The sequence below is a fragment of the Arthrobacter sp. AB6 genome (assembly GCF_031844545.1).
Lineage (GTDB): Bacteria > Actinomycetota > Actinomycetes > Actinomycetales > Micrococcaceae > Arthrobacter.
In genome coordinates, this window is record NZ_JAUZVL010000003.1 from 1 (window position 1) to 24,074 (window position 24,074).

20 protein-coding genes and 1 riboswitch are annotated in these 24,074 nt (G+C 65.3%); of the genes, 6 read left to right on the plus strand and 14 right to left on the minus strand.

What is annotated here, in order from left to right; translation table 11 throughout:
* The 7 genes from Q9R30_RS02740 to Q9R30_RS02770 form a co-directional block, all read right to left on the minus strand.
* Nucleotides 1–205 (minus strand): serine dehydratase beta chain (locus tag Q9R30_RS02740; protein WP_311216688.1); only part of this gene is annotated, 205 nt, incomplete at its 3' end.
* A gap of 158 nt (nt 206–363) precedes the next feature.
* Nucleotides 364–1,656, minus strand: coding sequence for a serine hydroxymethyltransferase (gene glyA, locus Q9R30_RS02745; protein WP_311216689.1), 1,293 nt, complete (start codon nt 1,654–1,656; stop codon nt 364–366).
* Nucleotides 1,657–1,676: 20 nt separating this feature from the next.
* Nucleotides 1,677–2,060: a glycine cleavage system protein GcvH gene (gene gcvH, locus Q9R30_RS02750; protein ID WP_104999117.1), complete on the minus strand. Its 384-nt coding sequence runs from the start codon at nt 2,058–2,060 to the stop codon at nt 1,677–1,679.
* A gap of 143 nt (nt 2,061–2,203) precedes the next feature.
* Nucleotides 2,204–3,325, minus strand: coding sequence for a glycine cleavage system aminomethyltransferase GcvT (gcvT, locus tag Q9R30_RS02755; protein WP_311216690.1), 1,122 nt, complete (start codon nt 3,323–3,325; stop codon nt 2,204–2,206).
* A gap of 10 nt (nt 3,326–3,335) precedes the next feature.
* Entirely contained in the window at nt 3,336–6,188 is a 2,853-nt protein-coding gene (gene gcvP / locus Q9R30_RS02760; RefSeq protein WP_311216691.1) for an aminomethyl-transferring glycine dehydrogenase, read from the minus strand.
* 160 nt (nt 6,189–6,348) lie between these two features.
* A riboswitch (glycine riboswitch) is annotated at nt 6,349–6,446 on the minus strand.
* A gap of 125 nt (nt 6,447–6,571) precedes the next feature.
* Nucleotides 6,572–6,985 carry an SRPBCC domain-containing protein gene (locus tag Q9R30_RS02765; protein ID WP_311216692.1) on the minus strand — a complete coding sequence of 138 codons (414 nt, stop codon included), beginning with the start codon at nt 6,983–6,985 and terminating at the stop codon, nt 6,572–6,574.
* A 65-nt stretch (nt 6,986–7,050) separates the two neighbouring features.
* The gene (locus Q9R30_RS02770) at nt 7,051–7,350 is read right to left on the minus strand and encodes a hypothetical protein (RefSeq protein WP_311216693.1); all 300 of its coding nucleotides are present in this window, start codon (nt 7,348–7,350) and stop codon (nt 7,051–7,053) included.
* Between the two features lie 81 nt (nt 7,351–7,431).
* Here Q9R30_RS02770 and Q9R30_RS02775 point away from each other — a divergent pair, with 81 nt between their 5' ends.
* Complete coding sequence (locus Q9R30_RS02775; protein WP_311216694.1) at nt 7,432–7,791, plus strand: VOC family protein; 360 nt, start codon at nt 7,432–7,434, stop codon at nt 7,789–7,791.
* Here the strand turns inward: Q9R30_RS02775 and Q9R30_RS02780 are convergent.
* A complete protein-coding gene (locus Q9R30_RS02780) occupies nt 7,769–9,586 on the minus strand; it encodes a S8 family serine peptidase (protein ID WP_311216695.1) in 1,818 nt (605 codons plus the stop codon). The two genes, Q9R30_RS02775 and Q9R30_RS02780, sit on opposite strands and share 23 nt — an antisense overlap.
* A 403-nt stretch (nt 9,587–9,989) precedes the next feature.
* On the minus strand, nt 9,990–11,327 hold the full coding sequence (locus Q9R30_RS02785) for an MFS transporter (RefSeq protein WP_104999128.1): 1,338 nt from the start codon (nt 11,325–11,327) through the stop codon (nt 9,990–9,992).
* Nucleotides 11,328–11,549: 222 nt separating this feature from the next.
* Here Q9R30_RS02785 and Q9R30_RS02790 point away from each other — a divergent pair, with 222 nt between their 5' ends.
* The 4 genes from Q9R30_RS02790 (at nt 11,550) to Q9R30_RS02805 (ending at nt 16,459) form a co-directional block, all read left to right on the plus strand.
* Nucleotides 11,550–12,275, plus strand: a complete 726-nt coding sequence (locus Q9R30_RS02790) for a GntR family transcriptional regulator (protein ID WP_311216696.1) — start codon at nt 11,550–11,552, stop codon at nt 12,273–12,275.
* A gap of 163 nt (nt 12,276–12,438) precedes the next feature.
* Nucleotides 12,439–13,785, plus strand: coding sequence for an enolase C-terminal domain-like protein (locus Q9R30_RS02795; RefSeq protein WP_104999129.1), 1,347 nt, complete (start codon nt 12,439–12,441; stop codon nt 13,783–13,785).
* The gene (locus Q9R30_RS02800; RefSeq protein WP_311216697.1) at nt 13,782–15,263 is read left to right on the plus strand and encodes an aldehyde dehydrogenase (NADP(+)); all 1,482 of its coding nucleotides are present in this window, start codon (nt 13,782–13,784) and stop codon (nt 15,261–15,263) included. Before Q9R30_RS02795 ends, Q9R30_RS02800 begins: the two co-directional genes overlap by 4 nt.
* Complete coding sequence (locus tag Q9R30_RS02805; protein WP_311216698.1) at nt 15,260–16,459, plus strand: fumarylacetoacetate hydrolase family protein; 1,200 nt, start codon at nt 15,260–15,262, stop codon at nt 16,457–16,459. The genes Q9R30_RS02800 and Q9R30_RS02805 overlap by 4 nt, the downstream gene beginning before the upstream one ends.
* An 83-nt stretch (nt 16,460–16,542) precedes the next feature.
* On the opposite strand, the gene Q9R30_RS02810 is transcribed toward Q9R30_RS02805, so the two are convergent.
* The 5 genes from Q9R30_RS02810 to Q9R30_RS02830 all read right to left on the minus strand — a co-directional run bounded on the left by Q9R30_RS02810 (nt 16,543) and on the right by Q9R30_RS02830 (nt 22,502).
* Entirely contained in the window at nt 16,543–18,081 is a 1,539-nt protein-coding gene (locus Q9R30_RS02810) for an alpha-N-arabinofuranosidase (protein ID WP_311216699.1), read from the minus strand.
* A 70-nt stretch (nt 18,082–18,151) separates the two neighbouring features.
* The gene (locus Q9R30_RS02815) at nt 18,152–19,048 is read right to left on the minus strand and encodes a carbohydrate ABC transporter permease (protein ID WP_311216700.1); all 897 of its coding nucleotides are present in this window, start codon (nt 19,046–19,048) and stop codon (nt 18,152–18,154) included.
* Nucleotides 19,049–19,050: 2 nt separating this feature from the next.
* Nucleotides 19,051–19,953 carry a carbohydrate ABC transporter permease gene (locus Q9R30_RS02820; protein ID WP_104999133.1) on the minus strand — a complete coding sequence of 301 codons (903 nt, stop codon included), beginning with the start codon at nt 19,951–19,953 and terminating at the stop codon, nt 19,051–19,053.
* Nucleotides 19,954–19,980: 27 nt separating this feature from the next.
* The gene (locus Q9R30_RS02825; RefSeq protein WP_311216701.1) at nt 19,981–21,315 is read right to left on the minus strand and encodes an extracellular solute-binding protein; all 1,335 of its coding nucleotides are present in this window, start codon (nt 21,313–21,315) and stop codon (nt 19,981–19,983) included.
* A gap of 185 nt (nt 21,316–21,500) precedes the next feature.
* Complete coding sequence (locus tag Q9R30_RS02830) at nt 21,501–22,502, minus strand: LacI family DNA-binding transcriptional regulator (protein ID WP_104999135.1); 1,002 nt, start codon at nt 22,500–22,502, stop codon at nt 21,501–21,503.
* A 218-nt stretch (nt 22,503–22,720) separates the two neighbouring features.
* Between Q9R30_RS02830 and Q9R30_RS02835 the strand changes: the two genes are divergently transcribed.
* Nucleotides 22,721–24,067, plus strand: a complete 1,347-nt coding sequence (locus tag Q9R30_RS02835; RefSeq protein WP_311216702.1) for an MBL fold metallo-hydrolase — start codon at nt 22,721–22,723, stop codon at nt 24,065–24,067.
* Nucleotides 24,068–24,074 lie beyond the last annotated feature (7 nt).

A 24,074-nucleotide genomic window follows, 5' to 3' on the forward strand; every position in this document is an offset into this window, starting at 1 on the left:
ACAAAATCGCCGTCATCGTCCCATGCCCATGACCCGTCGCCGCCAACGACCCATACAAATCCACCCGCAACGACGCCACCTTGTCGAGATCGCCGGAGCTCTTCAGCTCCTCCGCAAACACAGCAGCAGCCCGCATCGGCCCCACAGTATGGGAACTCGAAGGACCGATCCCAATCGAAAAAAGATCAAAGACACCAACGGCCATCGTGGGATTCCTTACTTGACGTGTAGCGGGCGGGTAGAGCGTCACCAAGGCGACATGCGCACGAGGGGCCGGCGGAGCCGGACTTTTCGAAAGCGTGCGTCAAAGCGACGAAGGAGCAGCACGCGTGAAAATGTCCGGTCCGTCGGCCCCGGGGGTGGTTAGAGCCCCGGGTAGAGCGGGTGGGCTTTGGCGAGTACTTCGACACGGTGACGCAGCCCGGAAAGGTCCGTGCCGGCGTCGGCCATCAATGCCTCGGCGATGATGTCCGCAACCTCGCGGAAGGCGTCCTCGCCGAAGCCGCGGGTGGCCAGCGCAGGCGTGCCGATGCGGAGGCCGGACGTGACCATTGGCGGGCGCGGGTCGAACGGGACGGCGTTGCGGTTGACGGTGATGTCGATTTCCGCGAGCCGGTCCTCGGCCTGCTGCCCGTCGAGCTCACAGTTGCGCAGGTCCACCAGGACCAGGTGCACGTCCGTGCCGCCGGAAACCACGCTGATGCCCTCGGACGTGACGTCCTCGCGGGTGAGGCGCTCAGCCAGGATCCGGGCGCCGGCCAGGACGCGTTCCTGGCGTTCCTTGAACTCGGCGGACGCGGCGATCTTGAAGGCCACGGCCTTGCCCGCGATCACGTGCTCAAGCGGGCCGCCCTGCTGTCCGGGGAACACAGCCGAGTTGATCTTCTTGGCGATGTCGGCGTCGTTCGTCAGGATAATGCCGCCGCGCGGACCGGCGAGGGTCTTGTGCGTGGTGGACGTGGTGACATGCGCGTGCGGGACCGGCGACGGGTGCAGCCCGGCGGCCACGAGCCCGGCGAAGTGGGCCATATCCACCATCAGGTACGCGCCCACGGAATTGGCGATCCGGCGGAACTCGGCGAAGTCCAGCTGCCGGGCGTAGGCGGACCAGCCGGCCACGATCAGCGCAGGCTTGGTTTCCTGGGCCAGGCGCTCCACCTCGGCCATGTCCACGGTGTGGGTGTCCTCGCGGACGCCGTACGGGACCACGTTGTAGAGCTTGCCGGAAAAGTTGATCTTCATGCCGTGGGTGAGGTGGCCGCCGTGGGCCAGGTTCAGGCCCATGATGGTGTCGCCCGGCTTGATCAGCGCGTGCATCACCGATGCGTTGGCCTGGGCGCCGGAGTGCGGCTGCACGTTGGCGAACCCCGCGCCGAACAGCGCCTTGATCCGGTCGATGGCAAGCTGTTCGATGACGTCCACGTGCTCGCAGCCGCCGTAGTAGCGCTTGCCCGGGTAGCCCTCCGCGTACTTGTTCGTCAGCACCGAGCCCTGCGCCTGCATCACGGCGACGGCGGTGTGGTTCTCCGAGGCGATCATTTCCAGACCGTCGCGCTGGCGGGTGAGTTCGTCGTCGATCTTCGCGGCGATCTCCGGGTCCAGAGCGGACAGGTCCGCGTCCAGGGACGGGGAGATGACCTGCTCGAAGTCAGTCACTGCTGTGTTTGCGGCCGGGTTCACAGTTCGCCGCCGTTGGCTGCCGCGTACTCCTCAGCGGACATCAGCGGGCCTTCTTCGGTGACGGCAACTTTGAACAGCCAGCCTGCGCCGTAGGGATCGTTGTTGATCAGGGCGGGGTCGGAGACCACTTCGTCGTTGATCTCCACAACCTCGCCGGTGACCGGGGCGTAAAGGTCGGAGACGGACTTGGTGGATTCAACCTCGCCGCAGGTCTCGCCCGCGGTGACCGTGGAGCCAACCTCGGGCAGGTCCACATACACGATGTCGCCAAGGGCTTCGGCAGCAACAGCGGAAATGCCAATGTTGGCGGGTCCGGATCCGTCCGCGGCAACCCATTCGTGCTCGGCGGAGTACTTCAGTTCAGCAACAACTTTTGCCATGTGTTTTTCCTTAGGTTCGTGTTTGAGAAAGTGAGGGAGCGTTGGCCCAGATCCCGCATCAAGTGAGAGAGCGTCGGCCCAAAACCAGCATTAAGTGAGAGAGCGTCGAGGGCCGGCGGATGTCAGCCCCGCCGGGGCGGACGTTACTTCTGGCGCTTGTAGAAGGGGAGTTCTACTACCTCGAAGGGCTCTGGCTTGCCGCGGAGGTCGATGTCCAGGGCGGTGCCGGGTTCAGAATGTTCGACGTCGACGTAGGCCATGGCGATCGGGTAACCAAGGGTGGGGCTCGGCTGGCCGGAGGTCACTTCGCCCACGACGTTGCCGTCCTTGAGGACCGGGTAGTGGCTGCGGCCGGCGCGGCGGCCCAGGCCCTTGAGGCCCACGAGCTTGCGGCCGGACGTGGAGCCTGCGCCGAGTGCTTTGAGTTCGGCGAGCACGGCCTTGCCTACGAAGTCCGATTCCTTGGCCAGCGAAACCACGGGGCCCAGGCCTGCGGCGTAAGGGTTCCCCTCGCGGGAGAGCTCATTGCCGTAGAGGGGCATGCCGGCCTCGAGCCGGAGGGAGTCGCGGCATGCCAGGCCGGCGGGGATGAGCCCGTGGCCGGCGCCAACTTCCAGCAGCGCGTCCCACAGGCCGGCGGCGTCCTCGTTGGGGATGTAGATCTCGAAGCCGTCCTCGCCGGTGTACCCGGTCCGGGCCAGCAGCAGCTGCTGTCCGTTGATCTCCACTTCAACCGCCGCGTAATACTTCAGCTCCGTCACCAGGGAGTGCTGATCGGCAGGAACGAGCGTCAGCAGGATGGCCTCCGCGTTCGGTCCCTGCACCGCGATCAGGGAGGTCTCGGCGGAAACGTCGTTTACGGTGACGTCGAAGCCGGCAGCCCGCTCGGCCAGCGCTGCGGCAACCACCGCAGCGTTGCCGGCGTTGGGGACCACCAGGTACTTTTCTTCACTCCGCCGGTAGGAGATGAGATCGTCGATGATGCCGCCGTCTTCCTGGCAGATCAGCGAGTACTTGGCCTTGCCCACGGCAACCGCGGACAGCTTGCCGGCCAGGGCGTAGTCCAGGAAAGCGGCAGCGTCGGGACCGGTAACCCACACTTCGCCCATGTGGGAGAGGTCGAACAGGCCGGCGGCGTTACGGACGGCGTGGTGTTCGGCCAGTTCGGAGTTGTATTTCAGGGGCATCTGCCAGCCGCCGAAGTCGGTGAAGGAGGCGCCGGCAATCTTGTGCTGCTCGTACAGCGCGGTGTAGTTCTCAGTCATCACAGAATCCTTAGTTCTCAAACTCGGAAAGAGGAGGGCAGGAGCAGACCAGGTTGCGGTCCCCTGCCGCGCCGTCGATGCGGCCCACGGGCGGGAAGTACTTGTCCTGCCGGAGCGATGCCACCGGGAAGGCGGCCTGCTCGCGCGGGTACGTCCGGTCCCAGTCAGAGGAGACGACGGCGGCGGCCGTGTGGGGTGCGTTGCGCAGCGGGGACTTCTCAACGGTGAAGTCGCCGGCGGCCACCTGGTCGATTTCCTTGCGGATGGTGATCATGGCTTCGATGAAGCGGTCGATCTCCGCGAGGTCCTCGGACTCGGTGGGCTCCACCATCAGGGTGCCCGCCACCGGGAAGGACAGCGTGGGGGCGTGGAAGCCGAAGTCGATGAGCCGCTTGGCCACGTCCTCGGCCGTGACACCCGTGCGGGCGGTCAGTTCGCGCAGGTCCAGGATGCACTCGTGCGCCACCAGGCCGCTTTCGCCGGTGTAGAGCACCGGGAAGTGCTCGTCCAGGCGGGCTGCGACGTAGTTCGCAGCCAGGAGCGCGGACTTGGTGGCCTCGGTCAGGCCCTGCCCGCCCATCAGCTTCACGTAGGCCCAGGAGATCGGGAGCACACCGGCGGAGCCGAAACGTGAAGCGGAAATTGCCACGCCGTGGCCGGCCTCATGGGCAGAGTTGTTCGCATCGCCCGGCATGAACGGTGCCAGGTGGGCCTTGGCGGCAACCGGTCCGACGCCGGGTCCGCCGCCGCCGTGCGGGATGCAGAAGGTCTTGTGCAGGTTCAGGTGCGAGACGTCGCCGCCGAACTTGCCCGGCTGGGCGAGCCCGACAAGTGCGTTAAGGTTCGCGCCGTCAACGTACACCTGGCCGCCGGCGGCGTGGATCGCATCGCACACCTCGCGGACATCGGAGTCGTACACGCCGTGCGTGGACGGGTACGTGATCATGATGGCGGAGAGGACGTCCTTGTGGGCCTCGATCTTGGCCGCAAGGTCGGCATGGTCGATGGTGCCGTCTGCAGCGGTGGCAACCACCACAACCTTCATGCCCGCGAGCACGGCGGATGCGGCGTTCGTGCCGTGCGCAGAGGCGGGAATGAGGCAGACGTTGCGCTGCTGGTCCCCGCGGGAGTGGTGGTAGCCGCGGATCGCCAGCAGGCCGGCGAGTTCGCCCTGGGAGCCGGCGTTGGGCTGGATGGACACCTGGTCGTAGCCCGTGATTTCGGCAAGGTCGGCTTCCAGGCCCGCAATCAGTTCACGCCAGCCGGCAGTCTGGGAGTCCGGGGCGAACGGGTGGATGGACGCGAACTCCGGCCAGGAAATGGCCTCCATCTCGGCGGTGGCGTTGAGCTTCATGGTGCAGGAGCCCAGCGGGATCATGGTGCGGTCCAGTGCCAAGTCCCGGTCGGAGAGGCGGCGGATGTAGCGCAGCAGCTGGGTCTCGGAACGGTGCGTGTTGAACACCGGGTGCTGCAGGTAGCTGGAGGTGCGCAGCACCGATTCGGGCAGCTCGAAGCCCTCACCGGACACAACCGGACCGGCGCCAAAGGCGACGGCAACCGCGGCGAGGACCTCCGGCGTCGTGGTTTCATCAACGGACACGCCAACGGTGTCCGCGTCGATGAGGCGCAGGTTGATGCCGCGGGCTTCGGCGGCGGTGATCACCTTGGCGGACTTGCCGGGAACACTGACCGTGAGGGTGTCGAAGAAGGTGTCGGACACCAGTTCGCGGCCGGCGGTCTTCAGCGTGGCGGCTAGGGCGCGGGCGTTGTTGTGGACGGTTTCGGCGATCGCCTTCAGGCCGTCGGGGCCGTGGTAGACGGCGTAGAAGGACGAGACGATGGCCAGCAGCGCCTGGGCTGTGCAGATGTTGGACGTGGCCTTCTCGCGGCGGATGTGCTGCTCGCGGGTCTGCAGGGCAAGGCGGTAGGCCGGGACACCGGCGTTGTCCTTGGAGACGCCGACGATGCGGCCGGGGAGGGTGCGTTCCATGCCGTCGCGGACAGCCATATAGGCGGCGTGCGGTCCCCCAAAGAACAGCGGCACGCCGAAGCGCTGGGTGGAGCCGACGGCGATGTCGGCGCCCTGCTCGCCCGGCGGGGTGATGAGGGTGAGCGCCAGGAGGTCGGCGGCGACCGTGACCAGGGCGCCGCGGTCCTTGGCTTCGGCGATGACGGCGGACTGGTCCCAGACGCGGCCGGAGACGCCGGGCTGCTGGAGGACGACGCCGTTGATGTCGCCCTCGGGCAGGCCGTTCGTGAGGTCGGCGATTTCCACCTCGAAGCCGAGGGCCTCGGCGCGGCCCAGCACAATGGCGATGGTCTGCGGCAGGAGGTCGGCGTCCAGGACGGTCTTGCCGTCCTTCGCAGTCTTGGACTTGTTGGCGCGGCGCATCAGCAGCACGGCCTCTGCGACGGCGGTTGCTTCGTCGAGGAGGGAGGCGTTGGCCACCGGGAGCGCGGTAAGGTCCTGGACCATGGTCTGGAAGTTCAGCAGCGCTTCGAGCCGGCCCTGCGAAATCTCGGGCTGGTACGGGGTGTAGGCGGTGTACCAGGCGGGGGCTTCAAGGATGTTGCGGCGGATCACCGGCGGGGTCACGGTGTCGTAGTAGCCCTGGCCGATCATCTGCACGGCCATCTTGTTCTTGCCGGCCAGCTTGCGGAGCTCGGCGAGGACCTGGACTTCGCTGAGGGCGCCCTCAAGGGTGAGCGGCTTGTCCTGGCGGATGGAATCCGGAACCGCGCTGTCCGCCAGGCCGTCAAGGGTGTCGTAGCCGACGGCCTTGAGCATGGTGTCGATGTCGGACTGGCGGCGCGCGCCGATATGGCGGTCTGCGAAGGTGGTTGGGGACGAGTGAACCGTCATGAGAGGAACTCCATAATTCAGGTGGCAAACGGTGCCACTTCGATTCGGGTTCCTCCCCGCTCTGTATTGGACCTGAGAGTTTTGCGTTGCCCTGCCGTTCAGCGGGGCGCCACTTGCACCGTCGGTGAGCCCGGTTGCCCGGACTGCTTTCCAGAGTTGCCTTGCCGCGGCGGTACGTGGGCCTGAGAGATTCCTGGGGAGGATTTGCTCCTACGGCGCCTGCAGAACGTACCGGCAGGACTCTCCCGCCGCAGATCATAAGCACGTGCCACTGGTCGGTGACACGGCTCACACCATACAGGTTTTCGGGGCGGGATGCAAAATCCGTGCCCCTTCGAGGAGGACGCACGACGGCGGGACGCGCCCGCCGTCGTGCGCCTCCTTCAGCGTCTGGAGAAGCCGGCGAGGACTCCGTCGATCTGCGCCAGCAGGCCGGGCCAGCCGCTGCCCATGCCCTCAAAGGCCTGCCTGCCCATGGGGGTGTCCAGGCGGAAACCGGCGTGTTCGTGGTGGAGGACCGTGCCGCCGTCCACCGGCTCAAGCCGCCATGTGATGGTGGTGTCCAGGACGCCCTCCGAGAAGAGGAATGTGATGGATTTGCCGGGGTTTACGGTGAGGACTTCGCACTGCTGCTGGCCCCAGGAGCCCATGTCCAAGGTGAAGCGGTGGCCGGCGACCGGCGCGATGTCGCCCGGCGCCCACCACCTGGCCAGCAGCTCGGGTGTGGTCAGGGCGGCCCACACAGAGTCCGCGGGGTGCGCGAAGCGGCGTTCGAGCCGGATGGCGTTCTCGGTCATGACGGTTTCTCCTCGTCCAGAAGTTCTGCCAGCGCGTCGAGGCGCCGGTTCCAATGTGTGCTTCTTCAGCGCGCGGCCTTTTTGCCGATCCGATATCCAGCCCAGAATGCCAGGACGAGCAGCCCGACGACGGCCATTGCCAGCCCCAGTTGTGTTCCTTGGGTGACGAAGGCAATGCCGCTGCCGGTGAAAAGCTGGTTGCCCAGCGGCGCGTAGGCGAACCAGCCGAAGCTGGCGTTCGCGTTGCTCCATGCGACGAGGCCGCCTGCCATTACCGCCGCGAGGCCGGCAATGGGCACGACGGCGGCAAGGACCCGGGCAGGTGGCGGAATTTTGCGGTCCTCAGGTGCGTTGTTGTTCCCCATGCAGGCGAGTCTAGCGGGGCAGCCCTCGACTTCCGGCTCCGGGGCAGGACAGGTTCCGTGAATCGGGTTTAGGCTGGGCGGATGTTGAGCATCGGCAGCACCGTCCTCGGCGTCAACGACCTGGCCCGCGCCACCGCCTTCTGGCACGCCGCCCTCGGCTACGTCCCGCAGGAGCCAGGGGACGAAACGTGGGTAATCCTGGTGCCGGGATCAGGCCCCGGAGCGCAGCTTGCACTCATGCTGAGCGAAACGCCGGTCCAGGAGCACCCCCGCATTCACCTGGACCTGTATGCGGACGATCAGGACGCCGAGTTGGAACGTCTGGTTTCACTGGGCGCCCAGTACGTCGACTGGGACCTGTATCCGGAGGACCCCGATTTCGTGGTCCTCGCCGACCCCGACGGCAACAGGTTCTGCGTCATCGACAAAAGTCCGCGTTAGCCCCGCGAGGTTGCATTGCCAGCCGCCTTGAATGGCTAAATCTCCTGGTTGCATATGTAAAAGCCGAACCACAGAGCAGTAAGCCGGCAGCGATTGCCCAAACAAGGTTGTTCGCCTCAGTGTCAGTTTTACCCTCCGATGTGGCTTCTGTGCCGCCGACAGGAACTGGGGCGGAAGCACTCAGTGGTGATGGAGCAGAGGCTGCAGGCGCTGTTGACAAGCGTGCTTCTGAAGATGCAGTCCCGGCGTCCTTAGCAAAATCATCCGTTACGGCCGCAGGTGGAATCACTTCCGGTTCTACCGCCGGCACTTCCTCGTCCGCTATACGGGCATCGGGTGAGCGTTGGGCGGAAGCGGATCCGGCCTGAAGTGAGCGAGCATAGGCCCGAGCAGGGGCCGGCGCATCGGGAGCGAAAGTGGAGCCAGAAGCAGAGTCTTCGCTGGCGGCTTGGACCGGGGCAGGTGATTCGCTGGCACTTACAGTGGCTTCAGCGGTAGATAAAACAGAAGTTGCGGTCCCTTGCAGCCCACAATGTGTGCCTACTCCGGCCCATGCATCACCAAGTTGCAGATTCGAGCAGGAGGGAAGAGCAGGAGTGGGACGGGGTACAAACAGCAACCTGTTAGGAGTTGCACCCTTGTTGGCGCTGACGACACCCGTCGTAGCGTTATTGATCATTGTCTGCTGAACATCTGCTGGAGCTAGCGAACGATCACGGGAAAGTAGGATCGCAGCCGCACCAGAAACGTGAGGAGTGGCCATTGAGGTGCCATCCAAAGTGTTGTTACCTGTAGGAGAGCTATTCCACGCAGACCTGACGGCCACCCCGGGGGCCTGAATGTCAACGCAAGAACCGTAGTTGGACCATGAAGCTTGAGCATCGCTGATGTTTGTTGCAGCAACGGTAATGGCAGATGGAACTCGAGCGGGGGAGGTAATGCAGGCATCCTGACCGGAGTTGCCTGCGGCTGCTACTACTGTTATCCCGTCGTTTACGGCACTTTGAACGGCTTGGTCAAATGAAGCATTAGTAAAACCGCCGACACTCAGATTCATCACGGCCGGTTGACCGGCGACATGATGTGATATCGCCCAGTCGATCCCGGCCATGACCGTTGAAGACCAGCCGCTCCCGTCGCACTCAAGAGTGCGGACAGGAATGATGTTCGCTTTCTTAGCAACGCCATATGTTGTTCCCGCGGCGGTGCCGGCGACGTGGGTTCCGTGACCGTTGCAGTCATTAATCCCGTTACCGTCATTGATTGCATTCCAGCTTATGGGGACCCTGCCGGAAAACTCTGAATGGGAGAGGAGTAGTCCGGTGTCAACGACGTAGACATTCACCCCGGCGCCTTCAATATCGAAGCTGTACTGCCCGTCTCTTCCAGATCGTTGATCTACCCGGTCAAGCCCCCAGATGGAAGTAGAACTGGAAATCGAAGCACGGCTGTCGAGTTCAACGGACGCTACGTCTGCGGATTTTTTAAGCGACTCCATTTCCTCAGGTGTCGCTACAACTACTGAAGCTTTCATTGCGTGGGAAAGAGTCGCTTTTACTTCTATCCCGTTTTGTTCCAGAGACCTGGACTCTACTTCCGCGTTCACATTATTGCCGTACTTAACGATGTACCGGCTCTGACCTTCCGGCAGCGGAGCCGAGTAAGAGGGAGCCGCCGGGGAAGGATTGCCAGCTACGGGATCGGCATGGGCCACAGCCGGAGTCAAGGATAGAGCCACCGATACAGCAAAAACGGAGCAAATAGCTAGAAGGGCCTGCGGCGAAAGCTTTTTCATGCTGTGGCATTCCGTTCAGAGCTCTTCGCGTGACGGCCACATGAGGACGGGAACGAAGAGCAGAGCTGGTTGACAATCTCCCTGCGCGTTCCCGGCCGGGCGAAGCAGATGGTCCGAGGTTTCTTGAGCCGCTGCCAGGAAAAGGGAAGCTGCACACGGGCACGGGCTGACTGCTTTTTGGTAAGACAACTGTAAGCACGGATCCGGATGCGAAAACGGGATTTGGTCCAAGACTAGGATTCCTAGGGAAATCCTGCGCATTTTTTGCGATAAGCCTTGCCTGGTGCTGATCAGTCAGCCCGATCCGGATCTGCACCGACCGGAGGATTAGTGGAGCAAAAAACAAAGCGAACGACGGCGGGAACCTCCCGCCGTCGTCCGCTTATGTTTTGCGGTCCTCCCGCTAGACCTTTGCGGGTTCAGCCACCTTCAGGGGCTCGATCTTGCCCATCACGAACAGGTAGTTGGCGGCGCCGATCAGCGATACGGCACCGATGACGGCAAGCGGCGCCACGAAGGAGCCGGTCTGGTCCACAAGGACGCCGATCAGGATCGGGGTGAAGATGCCGGCCAGGTTGGAGGCGAAGTTCTGGAGGCCGCCGATGGAGCCCACGTGGCGTGAGCTGGGGGCGACGTCTGCCGGAAGCGACCAGATGCCGGTTGCTGCGACCGTCAGGCTGGAGTACGCCACCGACAGCAGGGCCAGCGCCATCCAGGCCTCCGGTACCAGCGCAGCGAACATGATGACCGAACCGCCGGTCAGGCCGCCAGCGATGGCGGTCTTGCGGACCCGGGTCACCGAGACACCGCGCTGGACGGCGCGGTCTGCAACGTAGCCCGCCAGCCAGCCGAACAGCACGGCGCAGATTCCGGGGATGGCGCCGAAGAAGCCCAGCTTGAGCAGGTCGAAGCCGCGCTCCTTCACCAGGTAGCTCGGGAAGAACGTGATGAAGAAGTAGATGGCGCTGTTGAGGCAGAAGAAGCCGAACATCATGCTCAGGACGGTCCGGTACTTGAACAGCGAGCGCCACGGAAGCTTCGCGGCACCCTCGTCATCGCTTGCGGCGCTGCGCGCACCGCCTTCCTGGATGTAGGCAACCTCGGCGGCGTCCGCCGTCGGGTGCTCTTCGGGGCTGCGGTACACCTTCCACCAGACGGCGGCCCAGATGATGCCGGCAAAGCCGATGATGATGAATACGGCGTGCCATGACGTGAAGGCGACAATCAGGGTCACGATCGGCAGGGCGATCACCGCGCCCACACGGGATCCGGAATCCCAGATGCTCGTGGCAAACGCACGCTCCCGGACCGGGAACCAGGTGGCCACCACCTTGGCCGCCGTGCTGGGGGCGGGGCTTTCGCCCACGCCCAGCAGGAACCGGGCGGCGAAAAGGGACCAGAAGTTCGTAGCCGCGGCGGTGACCATGGTGAAGATGGACCACCATACGGCCGCAAGGGAGAACGACCTGCGCGGGCCCACCTTGTCGACGTACCAGCCGGCAGCCAGCTGGCAGAAGTCGTAGGCCCAGAAGAAGGCCGCGAAGATCAGGCCCTGCTGGGTTGCCGAGAGCTCGAAATCCTCGCCCATGAACGGCAGCGCGACACTAAGGCTGGAGCGGTCAAGGTAATTGATGCTCAGGCCAATGAAGGCGAGCCAGATGATCATCCAGCGTTTTCGGGTCATGGTGCGGGGAGCCTTGGGGGAAGTTTTGGGGGCAAGCCTACTGCCTAGAGCAGTCATGCGGTCTCCTTTGACGTAAACATGGGCTTCGGGCGACACGGCGCAAAGAGGGCCGGGCGCGGTTATTGGGGGGAACGATCATATAGGAATGTGGTTAATCATATATAGAAAGTGATCCAGGACAAGTCCCTGTCCAAAAAACTTGCCCGAGCTCCCGGAACCGGCCGGTGGCTTATGATTCCCACAGCGACTCCGGCAACACACTGCAAAGAGGTAAAACGCGTGCCACCACGTCAACCGTCCGAGACTTCCCGCATCAAAGCAGCCGTCACCGACGTCTACTCCGCGATGCGCGCGTCTATCCTCAACGGGGAAATCGAACCGGGCACCCGAATCAACATCGACGCCGTTTCCCGCACCATGGGTGTATCCCAGACACCGGTCCGGGAAGTGCTCCAGCGGCTGGAAGGCGACAACCTGGTGGTCTATACCCCGGGGCGCGGCTACAGCACCACTCCCCTGCTGGGCCTGGATGAACTGCGGTCCCTGTTTGAATTCCGGCTGCTGGTGGAGCCCTGGGCCGCCCGCGCGGCAGCAGTGGACCGGCTCGCCAACCCCGCCCGCACCCTCGAAAAGGAACTGTCCACATTCCAGGGCGTCATCCAGGCCGGCGGCGACCTGCGGCAGGACCTCGTTGCGCATGACACGCGCTTCCACGACACCATCCTTGCCGCAGCCGGAAACCCCGTGGTCCGGCACGCCTTCGCCCAGACGCACTGCCACCTGCACACCTTCCGCCTCTACCCGGCCGACGTTGACGGGGCCAGCACCATGGCAGAGCATTCGGCCGTCAGGGAGGCCATCCAGGCCTGCCGGCCGGAGGAAGCAGAAGCTGCAATGGCACAGCACATCAGGAATTCCTTCACCCGCTTCGCGCAGGCATTCGAGGGAACAGTGGAACTGGAGCCCCTTGAGGAAGGCGGGCCGCCCAGGACCCGCATTGTGTGATCCCAGGCCAGCAATCGCAAGGAAGCCCGGCAATGCGCCGGGCTTCTTTTTTGTCGCAACAGCCAGGCCGGAAAACTTGACCTGCCTCACACTTCCTATATGATTATCAAACTTCATATAGGAATAGCCCACGAACTCCTCCCAGTGCAGAGAGAAGACCAGCATGCCTTCCATTTCTTCCATCCGTACCCAGGACGTCCGCTTCCCGACGTCCCTGGAACTCGACGGCTCCGACGCAGTCAACGTCGACCCCGACTACTCCGCCGCGTACGTGGTCATCCGCACCGACGCGGGCGACGAAGGCCACGGTTTTGTGTTCAGCTGCGGCCGCGGCAACGAGGTCATCACCCACGCCATCGATTCCTACGCAGCCCTCCTGGTGGGCCGGGACATCGACGAGCTCATCTACGACCTTGGCAACGCCTCCAAGCGACTCATCCACGATTCCCAGCTGCGCTGGCTCGGCCCGGAAAAGGGCGTCACCCAGATGGCGGCCGGCGCCCTGGTCAGTGCGCTCTGGGACATCCGGGCCCGGCGCGAAAACAAGCCGCTGTGGCTCCTGCTCAGCGAAATGCCCGCGGAGGAAATCGTCGACGTCGTCGACTTCACCCACATCCGGGATGCCCTCAACCCCCAGCAGGCCCTGGACATCCTGCGCGCCGGCGAGGACGGGAAGGCGGCACGGATCGCCGCACTCAAAGTGGACGGCTACCCTGCCTACACCACCTCCCCCGGTTGGCTGGGCTACAGCGACGAAAAGCTGGTCCGGCTCAGCAAGCAGGCGGCAGCGGACGGCTTCTCCATGATCAAGCTCAAAGTGGGCGGGGACATCAACGATGACCGCCGCCGCATGGCCCTGGCGCGGCAGGCCGTGGGTGAACTTCCCATCGCCATCGACGCCAACCAGCGCTGGGAGGTCTCCGAAGCCATCGAATGGGTTAACCAGCTGGCGGAATTCAACCCGTACTGGATTGAAGAGCCCACCAGCACCGATGACATCCTGGGCCACGCGGACATCCGCAAGGGCGTGGCCCCGGTCCGGGTTGCCACCGGTGAGGCTGTTGCCAGCCGCATCGTGTTCAAGCAGCTGCTGCAGGCAGGCTCCATCGATGTCCTCCAGCTTGACTCCACCCGCGTGGCCGGCGTCAACGAGAACATCGCCAACCTGCTGCTCGCCGCCAAGTTCGGCGTCCCGGTCTGCCCGCACGCCGGCGGCGTGGGGCTCTGCGAGCTCGTCCAGCACTTCTCCTTCTTCGACTATGCGGCAATCACCGGCAGCCAGGACGGGCGCATGATCGAGTATGTGGACCACCTGCACGAGCACTTCGCCGAGCCGGTCCGGATCGTCAACGGCCGCTACGCTGCCCCGCAGCTGCCCGGCACCGGCGCCGAAATGCTCAGCGCCTCGCGGGCCCGCTGGGAATTCCCGGGCGGCGCCGGCTGGGCCGAGGTGGGCAACCGCGCCGCCGTCACCGGGGCCCGGCTCGCCCAGGCGGGAGGCGTCCGATGACCACCAGCGTGGACGAGCTGGACGCCGTCGTCGAGGCCGCCCACGCCGCCTTCGCAAAGGCCCGGACAGCGGATCCCTTCACCCGGGCGTCATGGCTGGAGGCGGTGGCAGCAGCGCTGGATGCAGACGCTAACGCTCTGGTGGCGCTCGGGGAACAGGAAACCCACCTGGCCGAGGCGCGTCTCCGCGGCGAACTGAAGCGCAGCACCTTCCAGCTCCGGCTCTTCGCGGACGAGATCCGGCGCGGCGAGCACTTCGATGCCACCATCGACCACGAGGATCCGGAATGGGGCATGGGCCCGCGGCCCGACCTGCGCCGCTACAACGTGCCGCTGGGCGTGGTGGGCGTCTTCGGCGCCTCCAACTTCCCGTTTGCCTTCAGCGTGATGGGCGGCGACAGCGCCTCGGCGCTTGCCGCCGGCTGCGCCGTGGTGCACAAAGCCCACGACGGGCACCGGCAGCTTGCCCTGCGCACCGCGGAGGTTGCGGTGGCTGCACTGGACGCCGCCGGCGCGCCGTCGGGCCTCTTTGCCCTGGTGACCGGAAGGTCCGCCGCGGAGGCCCTCGTGGACCACCCCCTGACGAAGGCCATCGGCTTCACCGGCTCGACGGCTGGCGGCCGCGCCCTCTTCAACCGTGCCGCCGCGCGTCCCGAGCCCATCCCCTTCTTCGGCGAGCTCGGCGGCATCAACGCAGTCTTCGTGACGGAGAACGCGTGGGCGGCACGCCGCGACGGGATCGTCGCCGGCTACGCGGGCTCCTTCACCCTGGGCATGGGCCAGTTCTGCACCAAACCGGGCCTGCTGTTCATTCCCCGCGGGCACACCGACGCCGTCCGTGCGGCGCTGAAAAACGCGCTGGCAGGCTTCGCTGCCGCGCCGCTGCTCAGCGAGCGGCTGCACGAGGGGTACGCGGGCGCCGTCGGCGATCTCCGTGGAACGCAGGGCGTGGAGGTGCTGGTGGAGGGCGACTTTGCCGAGGCGCCGTCCCCCACCGTGCTGCACACTTCTGCGTCCGCGGTGCGCAAGGATCCGTCCATCCTGCACCAGGAGATGTTCGGGCCGGCGAGCCTCATTGTGGAGTACGGGGACGAGTCCGAGCTCCCGGCACTGGCCGGACTCCTCGAGGGGCAGCTCACCACCACCCTGCAGGCGGAAGCGGACGACGACGTCTCCGACCTCGCCGCCCGGCTCACCGACATCAGTGGCAGGGTGCTGTGGAACGGCTGGCCCACGGGCGTCACCGTCAGCTACGCGCAGCACCACGGTGGGCCTTACCCGGCGACCTCGTCCAACACCACGTCGGTGGGGACGGCCGCCATCCGGCGTTTCCTCCGGCCCGTGGCCTTCCAGTCCTTCCCGGCGGACCGGCTGCCGGAACCGGTGCAGGATGCCAATCCCTGGCGGGTGCCGCAGCGTATCGACGGCGAGTGGCAGCGGCCGGAAGCTGCGCCGGCGACGGCGGGTGGCGGCCAGTGAACGTGCCCAGGCCCATTGGAACGTCGTCGGTCCTTCCGGAGGACGCGGCTTCCGCGCTCCTGATCGGCCGGATCTGGGACGTCGAAGCGTCCGGCCCGCGCGTCGTGGTGGTCCAGGGCGGGGACGTCTATGACCTCCAGCCCCTGGCCGAAACGGTCTCCGAACTCCTCGAACGTCCGGACCTGGTGGCGGATGTCCGGGACGCCATGACCGTGCCCCGATGGTCGGCCTCGGAGATCATCGAGGCGTCCCTGGCCCGCGATACAACCCGCCCGCATCTCCTGGCCCCGGTGGACCTCCAGGTCGTCAAGGCCTGCGGCGTGACGTTCGTGGACAGCATGATTGAGCGGGTGATTGAGGAGCGCTGCGGCGGCGACGCCAGCCGCGCCAGGCAGACCCGGGAGCTGGTGGCCAGGGCACTGGGCGGCAGCATCGCCGCGGTCCGGCCCGGCTCGGCTGAAGCTGCCGAGGCCAAGAAGGTGCTCATCGCGGAAGGGCTGTGGTCGCAGTACCTGGAAGTGGGCATCGGGCCGGACCCCGAGGTGTTCACCAAGGCCCCGGTGCTTGCGTCCGTGGGCCTCGGCGCGCAGGTGGGGATCCCGTCGTTTTCCCATTGGAACAACCCCGAGCCGGAGCTGGTGCTGATCGCCACCTCCGCGGGTTCCGTTGTGGGCGCCACGCTCGGTAACGACGTCAACCTTCGGGACGTGGAGGGCCGCAGCGCCCTGCTCCTGGGCAAGGCGAAGGACAACAACGCCTCCTGCGCGCTGGGCCCCTTCATCCGGCTGTTCGACGGCGGCTTCACCCTGGACACGCTCCGCGAGGAGGAGATCCTGCTGCGGGTCGACGGCGAGGACGGCTACTGCCTTGAGGGCCGCAACTCGGTGGCCCGGATCAGCCGGCCGTTCGAAGAACTGGTGGCCGCGACCCGGGGGCGCCACCACCAGTACCCGGACGGCTTCGCGTTGTTCACCGGCACGCTGTTCGCCCCCACCCAGGACCGCAACCAGCCGGGGCAGGGCTTCACGCACAAGATGGGCGACACCGTCACCATCCGCAGCCGGCACCTCGGTGCGCTGGTCAACCAGGTGGGCCGCGCCGAGGAATTGCCGGAATGGTCCTTCGGGCTGCGGCAGCTGTTCGAGTACCTGCACCACCAGCGGGCCCTCCAGGAGTCTGCAGCCCAGGTGCGGTAGGCGGCCGGAAGCGGACGACGGCGGGAGGTTCCCGCCGTCGTCCGCTTCTTTTGATGCCGCTCCCCAAGGCGACGGTGGACGCGTCAGTTCTTGGCGACGTCCAGCTCAATCACGGCCCAGGACAGCGCCGGAAGCGTTGCCCGGAGCTCGGACCCGCTCGCCTTCGCGCCTTCCAGCGGCTTCAGCCCCACCTGGTCCGGGCGGTCCTGGCTGTTGGCGGTGAAGCGGTTCCCGCCGTCCGGAATTTCCAGGACCTCCGCGCGGACCACCTGGCGGGCGTCAAACCCGCGCAGTGAGACGTCGATGTCCGCCGCTTCCTCAAGGCCGCGGTTAGCCAGGAAGAGCGCAACGCGGCCCGTCTCCTCGTTCCACGTCGCGCTGACGTCCACGAGGTCGGTGCCGCCGAAGCGCGCGTTCTCGTACTTGTCCGAGTCAACGGACAGGCGCAGGATCTGTCCCTGCGCCAGCTCTGCCATCCGGGCGAACGGGTGGAAGATCGTCTGGCGCCAGGCCGGGCCGTTTTCCTCGCTGAGGATCGGGGCGATGACGTTGACCAGCTGCGCCTGGTTGGCGATCTTGACGCGGTCGCCGTGGCGGAGCAGCGAGTTCAGCAGGGTTCCCACCACCACGGCATCCGTCACGTTGTACTTGTCCTCGATGAGCCGGGGGTGCTCGCGCCAGCCGGCCTTGGCGACGTTGCGCAGCTGGTCATCGGTGTCCCGGCCGCGCTGGTACCAGACGTTCCACTCGTCGAAGGAAAGGTTGATGTGCTTCTTGTGCTTTCCCTTCGCCCGGACGGCGTCGGCAGTCGCGATGACTGATTCGATGAAGTAGTCCGTGTCCACTGCGCTGGCCAGGAAGCTGCCGGCATCGCCGTCGTGCTCCTGGTAGTAGGCGTGGAGGGAGACGTAGTCCACCTCCTCGTAGGCGTGCGTCAGGACAGTCTGTTCCCAGGCGCCGAAGGTGGGCATGCCCGAGTTGGAACTTCCGCAGGCCACCAGTTCGATGTCCGGGTCCACGAAGCGCATGGCCTTGGCGGCTTCCTGCGCCAGGCGGCCGTATTCCTCGGCGGTCTTGTGGCCGATCTGCCACGGCCCGTCCATCTCGTTGCCCAGGCACCAGAGCTTGATGTTGAACGGATCCTTGTGGCCGTTCTTAGCGCGGAGGTCGGACCAGTAGCTGCCGCCGGGGTGGTTGGCGTATTCCACGATCTCGCGGGCCGCATCCACTCCCCTGGTGCCCAGGTTGATGGCTTCCATGATTTCCGTGCCGGCCTGGCGGGACCAGTCAACAAATTCGTGCAGGCCGAACGCGTTGGTCTCCACGGTGTGCCAGGCGCCGTCCAGCCTGCGGGGACGGTCCTCGCGCGGGCCGATGCCGTCCTCCCAGTTGTAGCCGGAGACAAAGTTGCCGCCGGGATACCGGATGACGGTGGCACCGAGTTCCTTGACGAGCTTGAGGACGTCGCGGCGGAAGCCCTTGTCATCGGCTTCAGGGTGGCCCGGCTCGTAGATGCCGGTGTAGACGCAGCGGCCCATGTGCTCCACAAAGGAGCCAAAAAGGCGGCGGGGAACTTCGCCGATGGTGAAGTCGCGGTCGAGGGTGATCCGTGCGCGGGACATGTACAGCACTCCTTGGTCGTTTTTCAGGTCTGTTTCGTAGCGTTGGCTTGGTGGGCGGAAAAGTGCCGGATCAGGTCCCGGCGAGGCCCGTCGTCGCAACGCCCTTGATGATCTGGCGCTGGAAGAAGAGGAAGACGAGGATCAGCGGGAGCGCAGCGAGCAGGGCGGACGCCATGTTCTGCGCGTACTGGATGCCGTAGGCGCTCTTGATGGTCTGCAGCCCCACCGGCAGGGTGAGGAGCGCGCCGTCGTTGGTGGCAATGAAGGGCCACAGGAAGTTGTTCCACGCGCCGATGAACACGAAGATGGCGACGGCGGCCAGGATGGGCCGGGACAGCGGCAGGACGATCTGGGTGAAGATCCGCATGCGGCTGGCGCCGTCCATCACCGCGGCTTCCTCAAGTTCGCGGGGAATCTGGTCGAAGAACTTCTTGAGCACGAACACCATGGCCGGGTGGATGACCTGCGGCAGGATGATGGCCCAGGAGGTGTCGATCATGTGCAGGGCGAGCATTTGGTAGAAAAGCGGGATGATCAGGACCGGCGGAGGGACGATGATGGAGGCGATGATCACCGTCATCAGCACCTTCTTGCCCTTGAAGTCGATCCGGGACAGGGCATAGGCCACCAGCGCCGAAATCACCAGGGTGATGGCCGTGATGGCCGCCGAGGTGTACAGCGAGTTCCACGTCCAGAGCGGGATGTTGCCGTCCTGGAACACCTTCACGAACGCTTCGGGAGTAAAGCCCGACGGCGGCACCCACGTGATCTTCGGAGCTGCGGCATCCGTCTCGGTCTTGAAGGCGGTGGCGGTTGCCCAGGCGAAGGGGACCAGCCAGAGGACTGCGATCAGTGCGGCGACCACGACGGCGGCTATCTTGCCGGCGGTCATCTTCTTGCGGGGCTGGCGGAGTTCCTGGCTGGTGCTGATGCCTGGCTCGGCGCGGTCGAGGGTCTGAATTGCCATGGTTATGCACTCCTGCGGCGGGTGATGACGAACTGCATGACCGAGACGAGCACTATCAGTCCGAAGAAGATGTAGGAGATGGCTGCGGAATAGCCCAGCCGGTAGCCGGTGAACCCGGTTTCAAAGATGTACTGCACCACCGGCCGGGTTGATCCTCCGGGACCGCCGGCGGTCATCTGGTACACCTGGTCGAAGATCTTGAGCGAGGCGAGGATCTGGAGGAGGACGATCATCACGGTGGTGGGGGTCAGCTGCGGCAGGGTGATGGAGAAGAACTGGCGCCAGGCCCCGGCCCCGTCGAGGGATGCCGCCTCATAGTGCTGGTGCGGGATGTTTTGCATCGCGGCCAGGTAGAGCAGGAAGTTGAACCCCACCGTCCACCAGAGCGTGGCAATGACGATCGCCCACATGGCCACGTTGGGATCGTTGAGCCAGGCGACCTTGGGGATTCCGATCTTGGACAGGGAATCGTTGATGAGGCCAAGCTGCGGGTTGTACATCCACGTGAAGAACAGCGAGACCACGGTGGACGCCAGCAGGTAGGGAGCAAAGTAGGAGAGCCGCCACAGCCATTGGGCCGGCAGGCCGACGTTCAGCAGTGCCGCCATCACCAGGGCCACCAGCACCAGCGGGACCGTGCTGATCACCGTGAAATAGAGGGTGTTGCCGAGTGAGCGCCACATCCCGGCATCGGCCAGGGCTTCGGCGTAGTTCGCAAAGCCGATCAGGCTGTCATTGGCTCCGGTCAGGGACTTGCCGGTGAGGCTCATGTAGACGCCGTACAGAAGGGGCCACACAAGGAAAACGAGGAAGAAAACCAGGAAGGGCGCGGCGAACCCCCAGCCGCTGAGGTTGCTCCTGGTGAGGCTCCCGGGGCTCCGCCGGGCTGCTAGTGAAGAACTCATGTAGGACTCCTTTGTCGCTCGGTGGGGTTAGACCGGGTTGGGCCGGGAAAGAAGGTGGTTGGTGCGCTCTTCGAAGGCGTCCCAACCTGCGGCTGCCTTGTCGCGGCCAAGGAGGACGTTCTGTACGGTCTCCGCGAAGTAGGTCTGCCAGTCGGAGCCCGAGCCGCTGAACCAGGACTCGGGATCGTAGGCGATGACGTCGGCTGCGTTGGCATAATGCGCCTGCGGCGTGAGGTCCTTGTAGGCCTGGGACTGGACCACCGGCTGGTACGCGGGGATGTGGCCCGCTTCTGCCCAGGACAGGGATCCCTTGAGGACATCGCTGACGAACTTGTAGACATCGCGGCGCTTCGACTCGTCCACGTTCAGCTGCCGCGGAAGGACGAAGGAATGCGAGTCTGCGTAGGCCGCCGGGGTGCCATAGAGCGTGGGGATGGTGGCCGCGTCCACCGGCAGGCCTGCCTTCTTGAGCGTCGGCAGCTCCCAGACGCCGCTGAACAGCATGCCCGAGCCGCCGCGGGCGAACTCCGCGATGCCCGTGCTGATGTCGCCGCTCTTGGCCGCGATGGTGTCATCAAAAAGCGATGCCATGAATTCCAGCGACTCAATGGCTGCCTCCCGGTCAACCTTCATCGGCTGGCCCGGCGTCAGGATGATGTCCGCGCCGTGCTGCTTGTAGAGCGTGTAGAAAAGCCGCCACATCTGGGAACCACTGCCCAGGTAGCCAAAGGACAATCCATGGGCCTGGGTGACCTTCTGCATTTCCTTGGCCACCGCCACGAACTCCTGCGGGGAAGCCACTTCCTGCAGTTGCCCGTTGCCGGCCAGGACTCCGGCCTTGCGGGCGATGTCCGTGTTGTAGAACATGACGAACGGGTGTGAATCCAGGGCGATGGAGAACACCTTGCCGTTCTGCCGGCTCTTCTCCCAGATCCGCGGGGCGAAGTTTGCCTCCGTCACGCCGTTCTCTGCCAGCAGCGAGAGGTCCCAGGGGTCGATCAGGCCGCCGGGGGCGTAGCCCGGCACCCGGCTGGCATGCATGATCGCCAGCTCCGGCGGACGTCCGCCTGCCGAGGCCATGGCCAGTTTGGTGTAGTACGGCGGCCCCCACGCCAGCACGGTGGGATGCACCTTGAACGCCGGGTTGGCCTGGTTGGCGCCGTTGATCATCGCCTGCATCTTGATGCCGTCGCCACCGGACAGCAAATGCCAGAACCCGATGTCCCGCACGCCGGAAGCCTGGGCGTTTCCGCCGCAGCCCGTCAGTGCGCCTGCTGCCAGGACACTGCCCAAGGCGGCCGTTCCTGTCAGTAACTGCCGCCGGGACAACTGCTTCCCTGGCAAGAATTCAAACTGCTTCACCAATCACTCCTTTGGATGGGTCCGCTGAAAGGTCACTGCTTCTTATTCGAAACTCCGTTACCGGTGCGCTCCATACCCGGGCCAAACGCCTGCAGGGGGTGACGCAGGTCTCACGTTACATCGATGTAATGGAAGACCGCAAGAGAAAATTGTTAGCGCAAACAAGGTGGGCGTACGCTCTCGCTTCAGCCGCGGCTGCTGTCCCTCTCCACGATGCTGTAGTCGATGGAAACCACGCGCTGTTCCTGGCCGCGGTCCGCCATCCGCTCCGTCAGGAGGCGCAGGGCTTCGCTGGCAATAGCGCGCTTGTCGAAGGAGACAGTGGTCAGCGACGGCACGGCGTAGCGGCCGTCGGCAATATCGTCGAACCCCGCCACAGCAATGTCGTCCGGTATGCGCAGGCCCCTCTTCCAGAGCACGCTCAGGGCTCCGATGGCCATGGAATCCGTAAAGCAGAACAACGCCTCCGGGAGCGGACGCGAGTCCAGGTAGGCCGTGAGCGCATCGGCGGCAGTCTGCGGCGTCCATCTTTCGCAGGGGATCAGCAGCGACTCGTCCCGGTCAATGCCCAGGATCCCCAAGGCCTCTTCATAACCTTGCGTCCTCTGGATCGCCGCGGCGGATCCCCTGCCCTCGGTGGTTCCCAGGACAGCGATCCGGCGTCGCCCGGACGCGGCCAGGGCCAGGGTCATGTCCCGCGCGGCGCCGACGCTGTCCACGTACACGCGGTCGGCGAGCTTTTGTGCGACCTCACCGAGCAGGACCACGGGCGGCAGGGCAACGCCCACCTGCACGGCACTCTCGTCCAGCACCACGGGGTTCAGGATCAGCCCGTCTATCAGGTTGGAGCGGGCGCGCACCATGAGTTCGTGTTCGCGCTGGGGATCCGAGCCGGTCTCCTCGATCTGCACGATCCAGCCCTGCTCATGCGCCACTTCAACGATATTGTGGGCAATTTCTGCCGAGTACGGCGTGCCCAGGTCAGGCAAGGCCAGGGCAATCACCCCGGACCTCCCGTTCCGCAGCCCCCGGGCGGAGAGATTGGGCACGTAATCCAGTTCGAGGATGGCCTGCTCCACCTTGGACCGGGTGGCCCCGCTCACCGGAACGATGCCGTTCATCACGTTCGAGACAGTCTTGGGCGAAACCCCGGCGCGGCGGGCGACATCCTTGACCGTTGCGCGCAATGCTCCCCTTCCCAACTTTCCGGGCCAGAGCCGGCAACCCGGTGACCGCCTCCACGGCTGGCCTGCTGACGATGTTACCTCCAGTTGGGACGGACGACGGCGGGACCTCCCGCCGTCGTCCGTCCCCCCGCCTGAGGGGTGCCCGCAGGGCTACCAGCCCCGCATTGCCGGGGGTAACGTGGCGATCAGGCTGATACCCATCCAAGGAGGAACCCGGCATGGAAGTCGTCACCATCGAAACGCCCCAGCTTGGCGACCGCACCTACCTGGTCCACGACGGCGAGGTGGGCATCGTCATCGATCCCCAGCGGGACACCGACCGGGTGGAAAAGGCCGTGGCGGACGCCGGGGTGAGGATCACGCACGTTGCCGAGACGCACATCCACAACGACTACGTCACGGGCGGACTGCAGCTCGCCAAGGAACACAACGCCGCCTACCTGATCAACGCCGCGGACAACGTCCCGTACGCCCGCCAGCCGATCTCGGACGGAGACACGGTGCAGGTGGGAAGGATGGTCCTCAAGGCGGTGGCCACGCCCGGGCACACCCACCGCCACCTCTCCTACATCGTCACGGACGGCGAGCGCCAGGCCGTGTTCTCCGGAGGGAGCCTGCTCTACGGCTCCGTGGGGCGCACCGACCTGGTCAGCGACGATGACACCGTGCCGCTCGCCCACCACCAATACGCCTCGGTGCGGCGCCTGGTGGACGAGGCCGGCAGGGACGCCCGGCTCTACCCCACCCATGGCTTCGGCTCCTTCTGTTCCTCACGCCCGGCCAGCGTGGCCGAATCCTCCACCATCGGCGAGCAGCTGAAGGAAAACCATGCACTGACGGATCCGGACGAGGACCACTTCGTCCAGGAGCTCATCCACAACCTCACGGCATACCCCTCCTATTACGCCCATATGGCTCCGATCAACCTGGCAGGCCCCACGGCGCCGGCCCTGGAACTGCCGGACTCCCTGGACCAGGATGAGCTGGCGTCCCGGCTGCAGCGGGGAGAGTGGGTAGTGGACTTGAGGAACCGCATTGCCTTCGCCAGAAGCCACCTCAGCGGCAGCGTCAGCTTCGAATACGGCGATGGCACCAAGTTCACCGCATTCCTTGGCTGGGTCCTGCCCTGGGACGAACAGCTGACCCTCGTGGGTGAACGCCAGGACATTGAGAATGCCATTCGGGATCTTTCCCGCATCGGGATCGACAACCCCGACGCCGCAATCGGCAGCGGGCCCGCGGAACTCGCGCCCGCGGCACCCACGTCTTCCTACGCCAGTGCTGGCTGGCAGGAAGTGCTGCAGAAGCCCAAGGACGAGTGCATCCTTGATGTCCGCCGCACAGATGAGTTCGAACGGGCCCATATCCGGGAGGCAACGAACATCCCGGTCCATGAACTGCTGCGCCGCATGGACGAGGTGCCCCCCGGGCGGCTGTGGGTGCACTGCGGTTCCGGGTACCGCGCGGCAGTGGCGGCGAGCCTGCTGCAGCGCGCAGGCCGCGACGTGGTGCACATCGACGCAAGCTTCCGCGACGCGAAGAAGGCCGGCCTCACCCTGGCCTAATCCGGTG

Coding starts and splice junctions, on each gene's coding strand:
- gcvH (WP_104999117.1), bottom strand. CDS start 2,060: ATGGCAAAAGTTGTTGCTGAACTGAAGTACTCCGCCGAGCACGAATGG.
- gcvT (WP_311216690.1), bottom strand. CDS start 3,325: ATGACTGAGAACTACACCGCGCTGTACGAGCAGCACAAGATTGCCGGC.
- gcvP (WP_311216691.1), bottom strand. CDS start 6,188: ATGACGGTTCACTCGTCCCCAACCACCTTCGCAGACCGCCATATCGGC.
- Q9R30_RS02765 (WP_311216692.1), bottom strand. CDS start 6,985: ATGACCGAGAACGCCATCCGGCTCGAACGCCGCTTCGCGCACCCCGCG.
- Q9R30_RS02770 (WP_311216693.1), bottom strand. CDS start 7,350: ATGGGGAACAACAACGCACCTGAGGACCGCAAAATTCCGCCACCTGCC.
- Q9R30_RS02775 (WP_311216694.1), top strand. CDS start 7,432: ATGTTGAGCATCGGCAGCACCGTCCTCGGCGTCAACGACCTGGCCCGC.
- Q9R30_RS02780 (WP_311216695.1), bottom strand. CDS start 9,586: ATGAAAAAGCTTTCGCCGCAGGCCCTTCTAGCTATTTGCTCCGTTTTT.
- Q9R30_RS02785 (WP_104999128.1), bottom strand. CDS start 11,327: ATGACTGCTCTAGGCAGTAGGCTTGCCCCCAAAACTTCCCCCAAGGCT.
- Q9R30_RS02795 (WP_104999129.1), top strand. CDS start 12,439: ATGCCTTCCATTTCTTCCATCCGTACCCAGGACGTCCGCTTCCCGACG.
- Q9R30_RS02800 (WP_311216697.1), top strand. CDS start 13,782: ATGACCACCAGCGTGGACGAGCTGGACGCCGTCGTCGAGGCCGCCCAC.
- Q9R30_RS02810 (WP_311216699.1), bottom strand. CDS start 18,081: ATGTCCCGCGCACGGATCACCCTCGACCGCGACTTCACCATCGGCGAA.
- Q9R30_RS02815 (WP_311216700.1), bottom strand. CDS start 19,048: ATGGCAATTCAGACCCTCGACCGCGCCGAGCCAGGCATCAGCACCAGC.
- Q9R30_RS02820 (WP_104999133.1), bottom strand. CDS start 19,953: ATGAGTTCTTCACTAGCAGCCCGGCGGAGCCCCGGGAGCCTCACCAGG.
- Q9R30_RS02835 (WP_311216702.1), top strand. CDS start 22,721: ATGGAAGTCGTCACCATCGAAACGCCCCAGCTTGGCGACCGCACCTAC.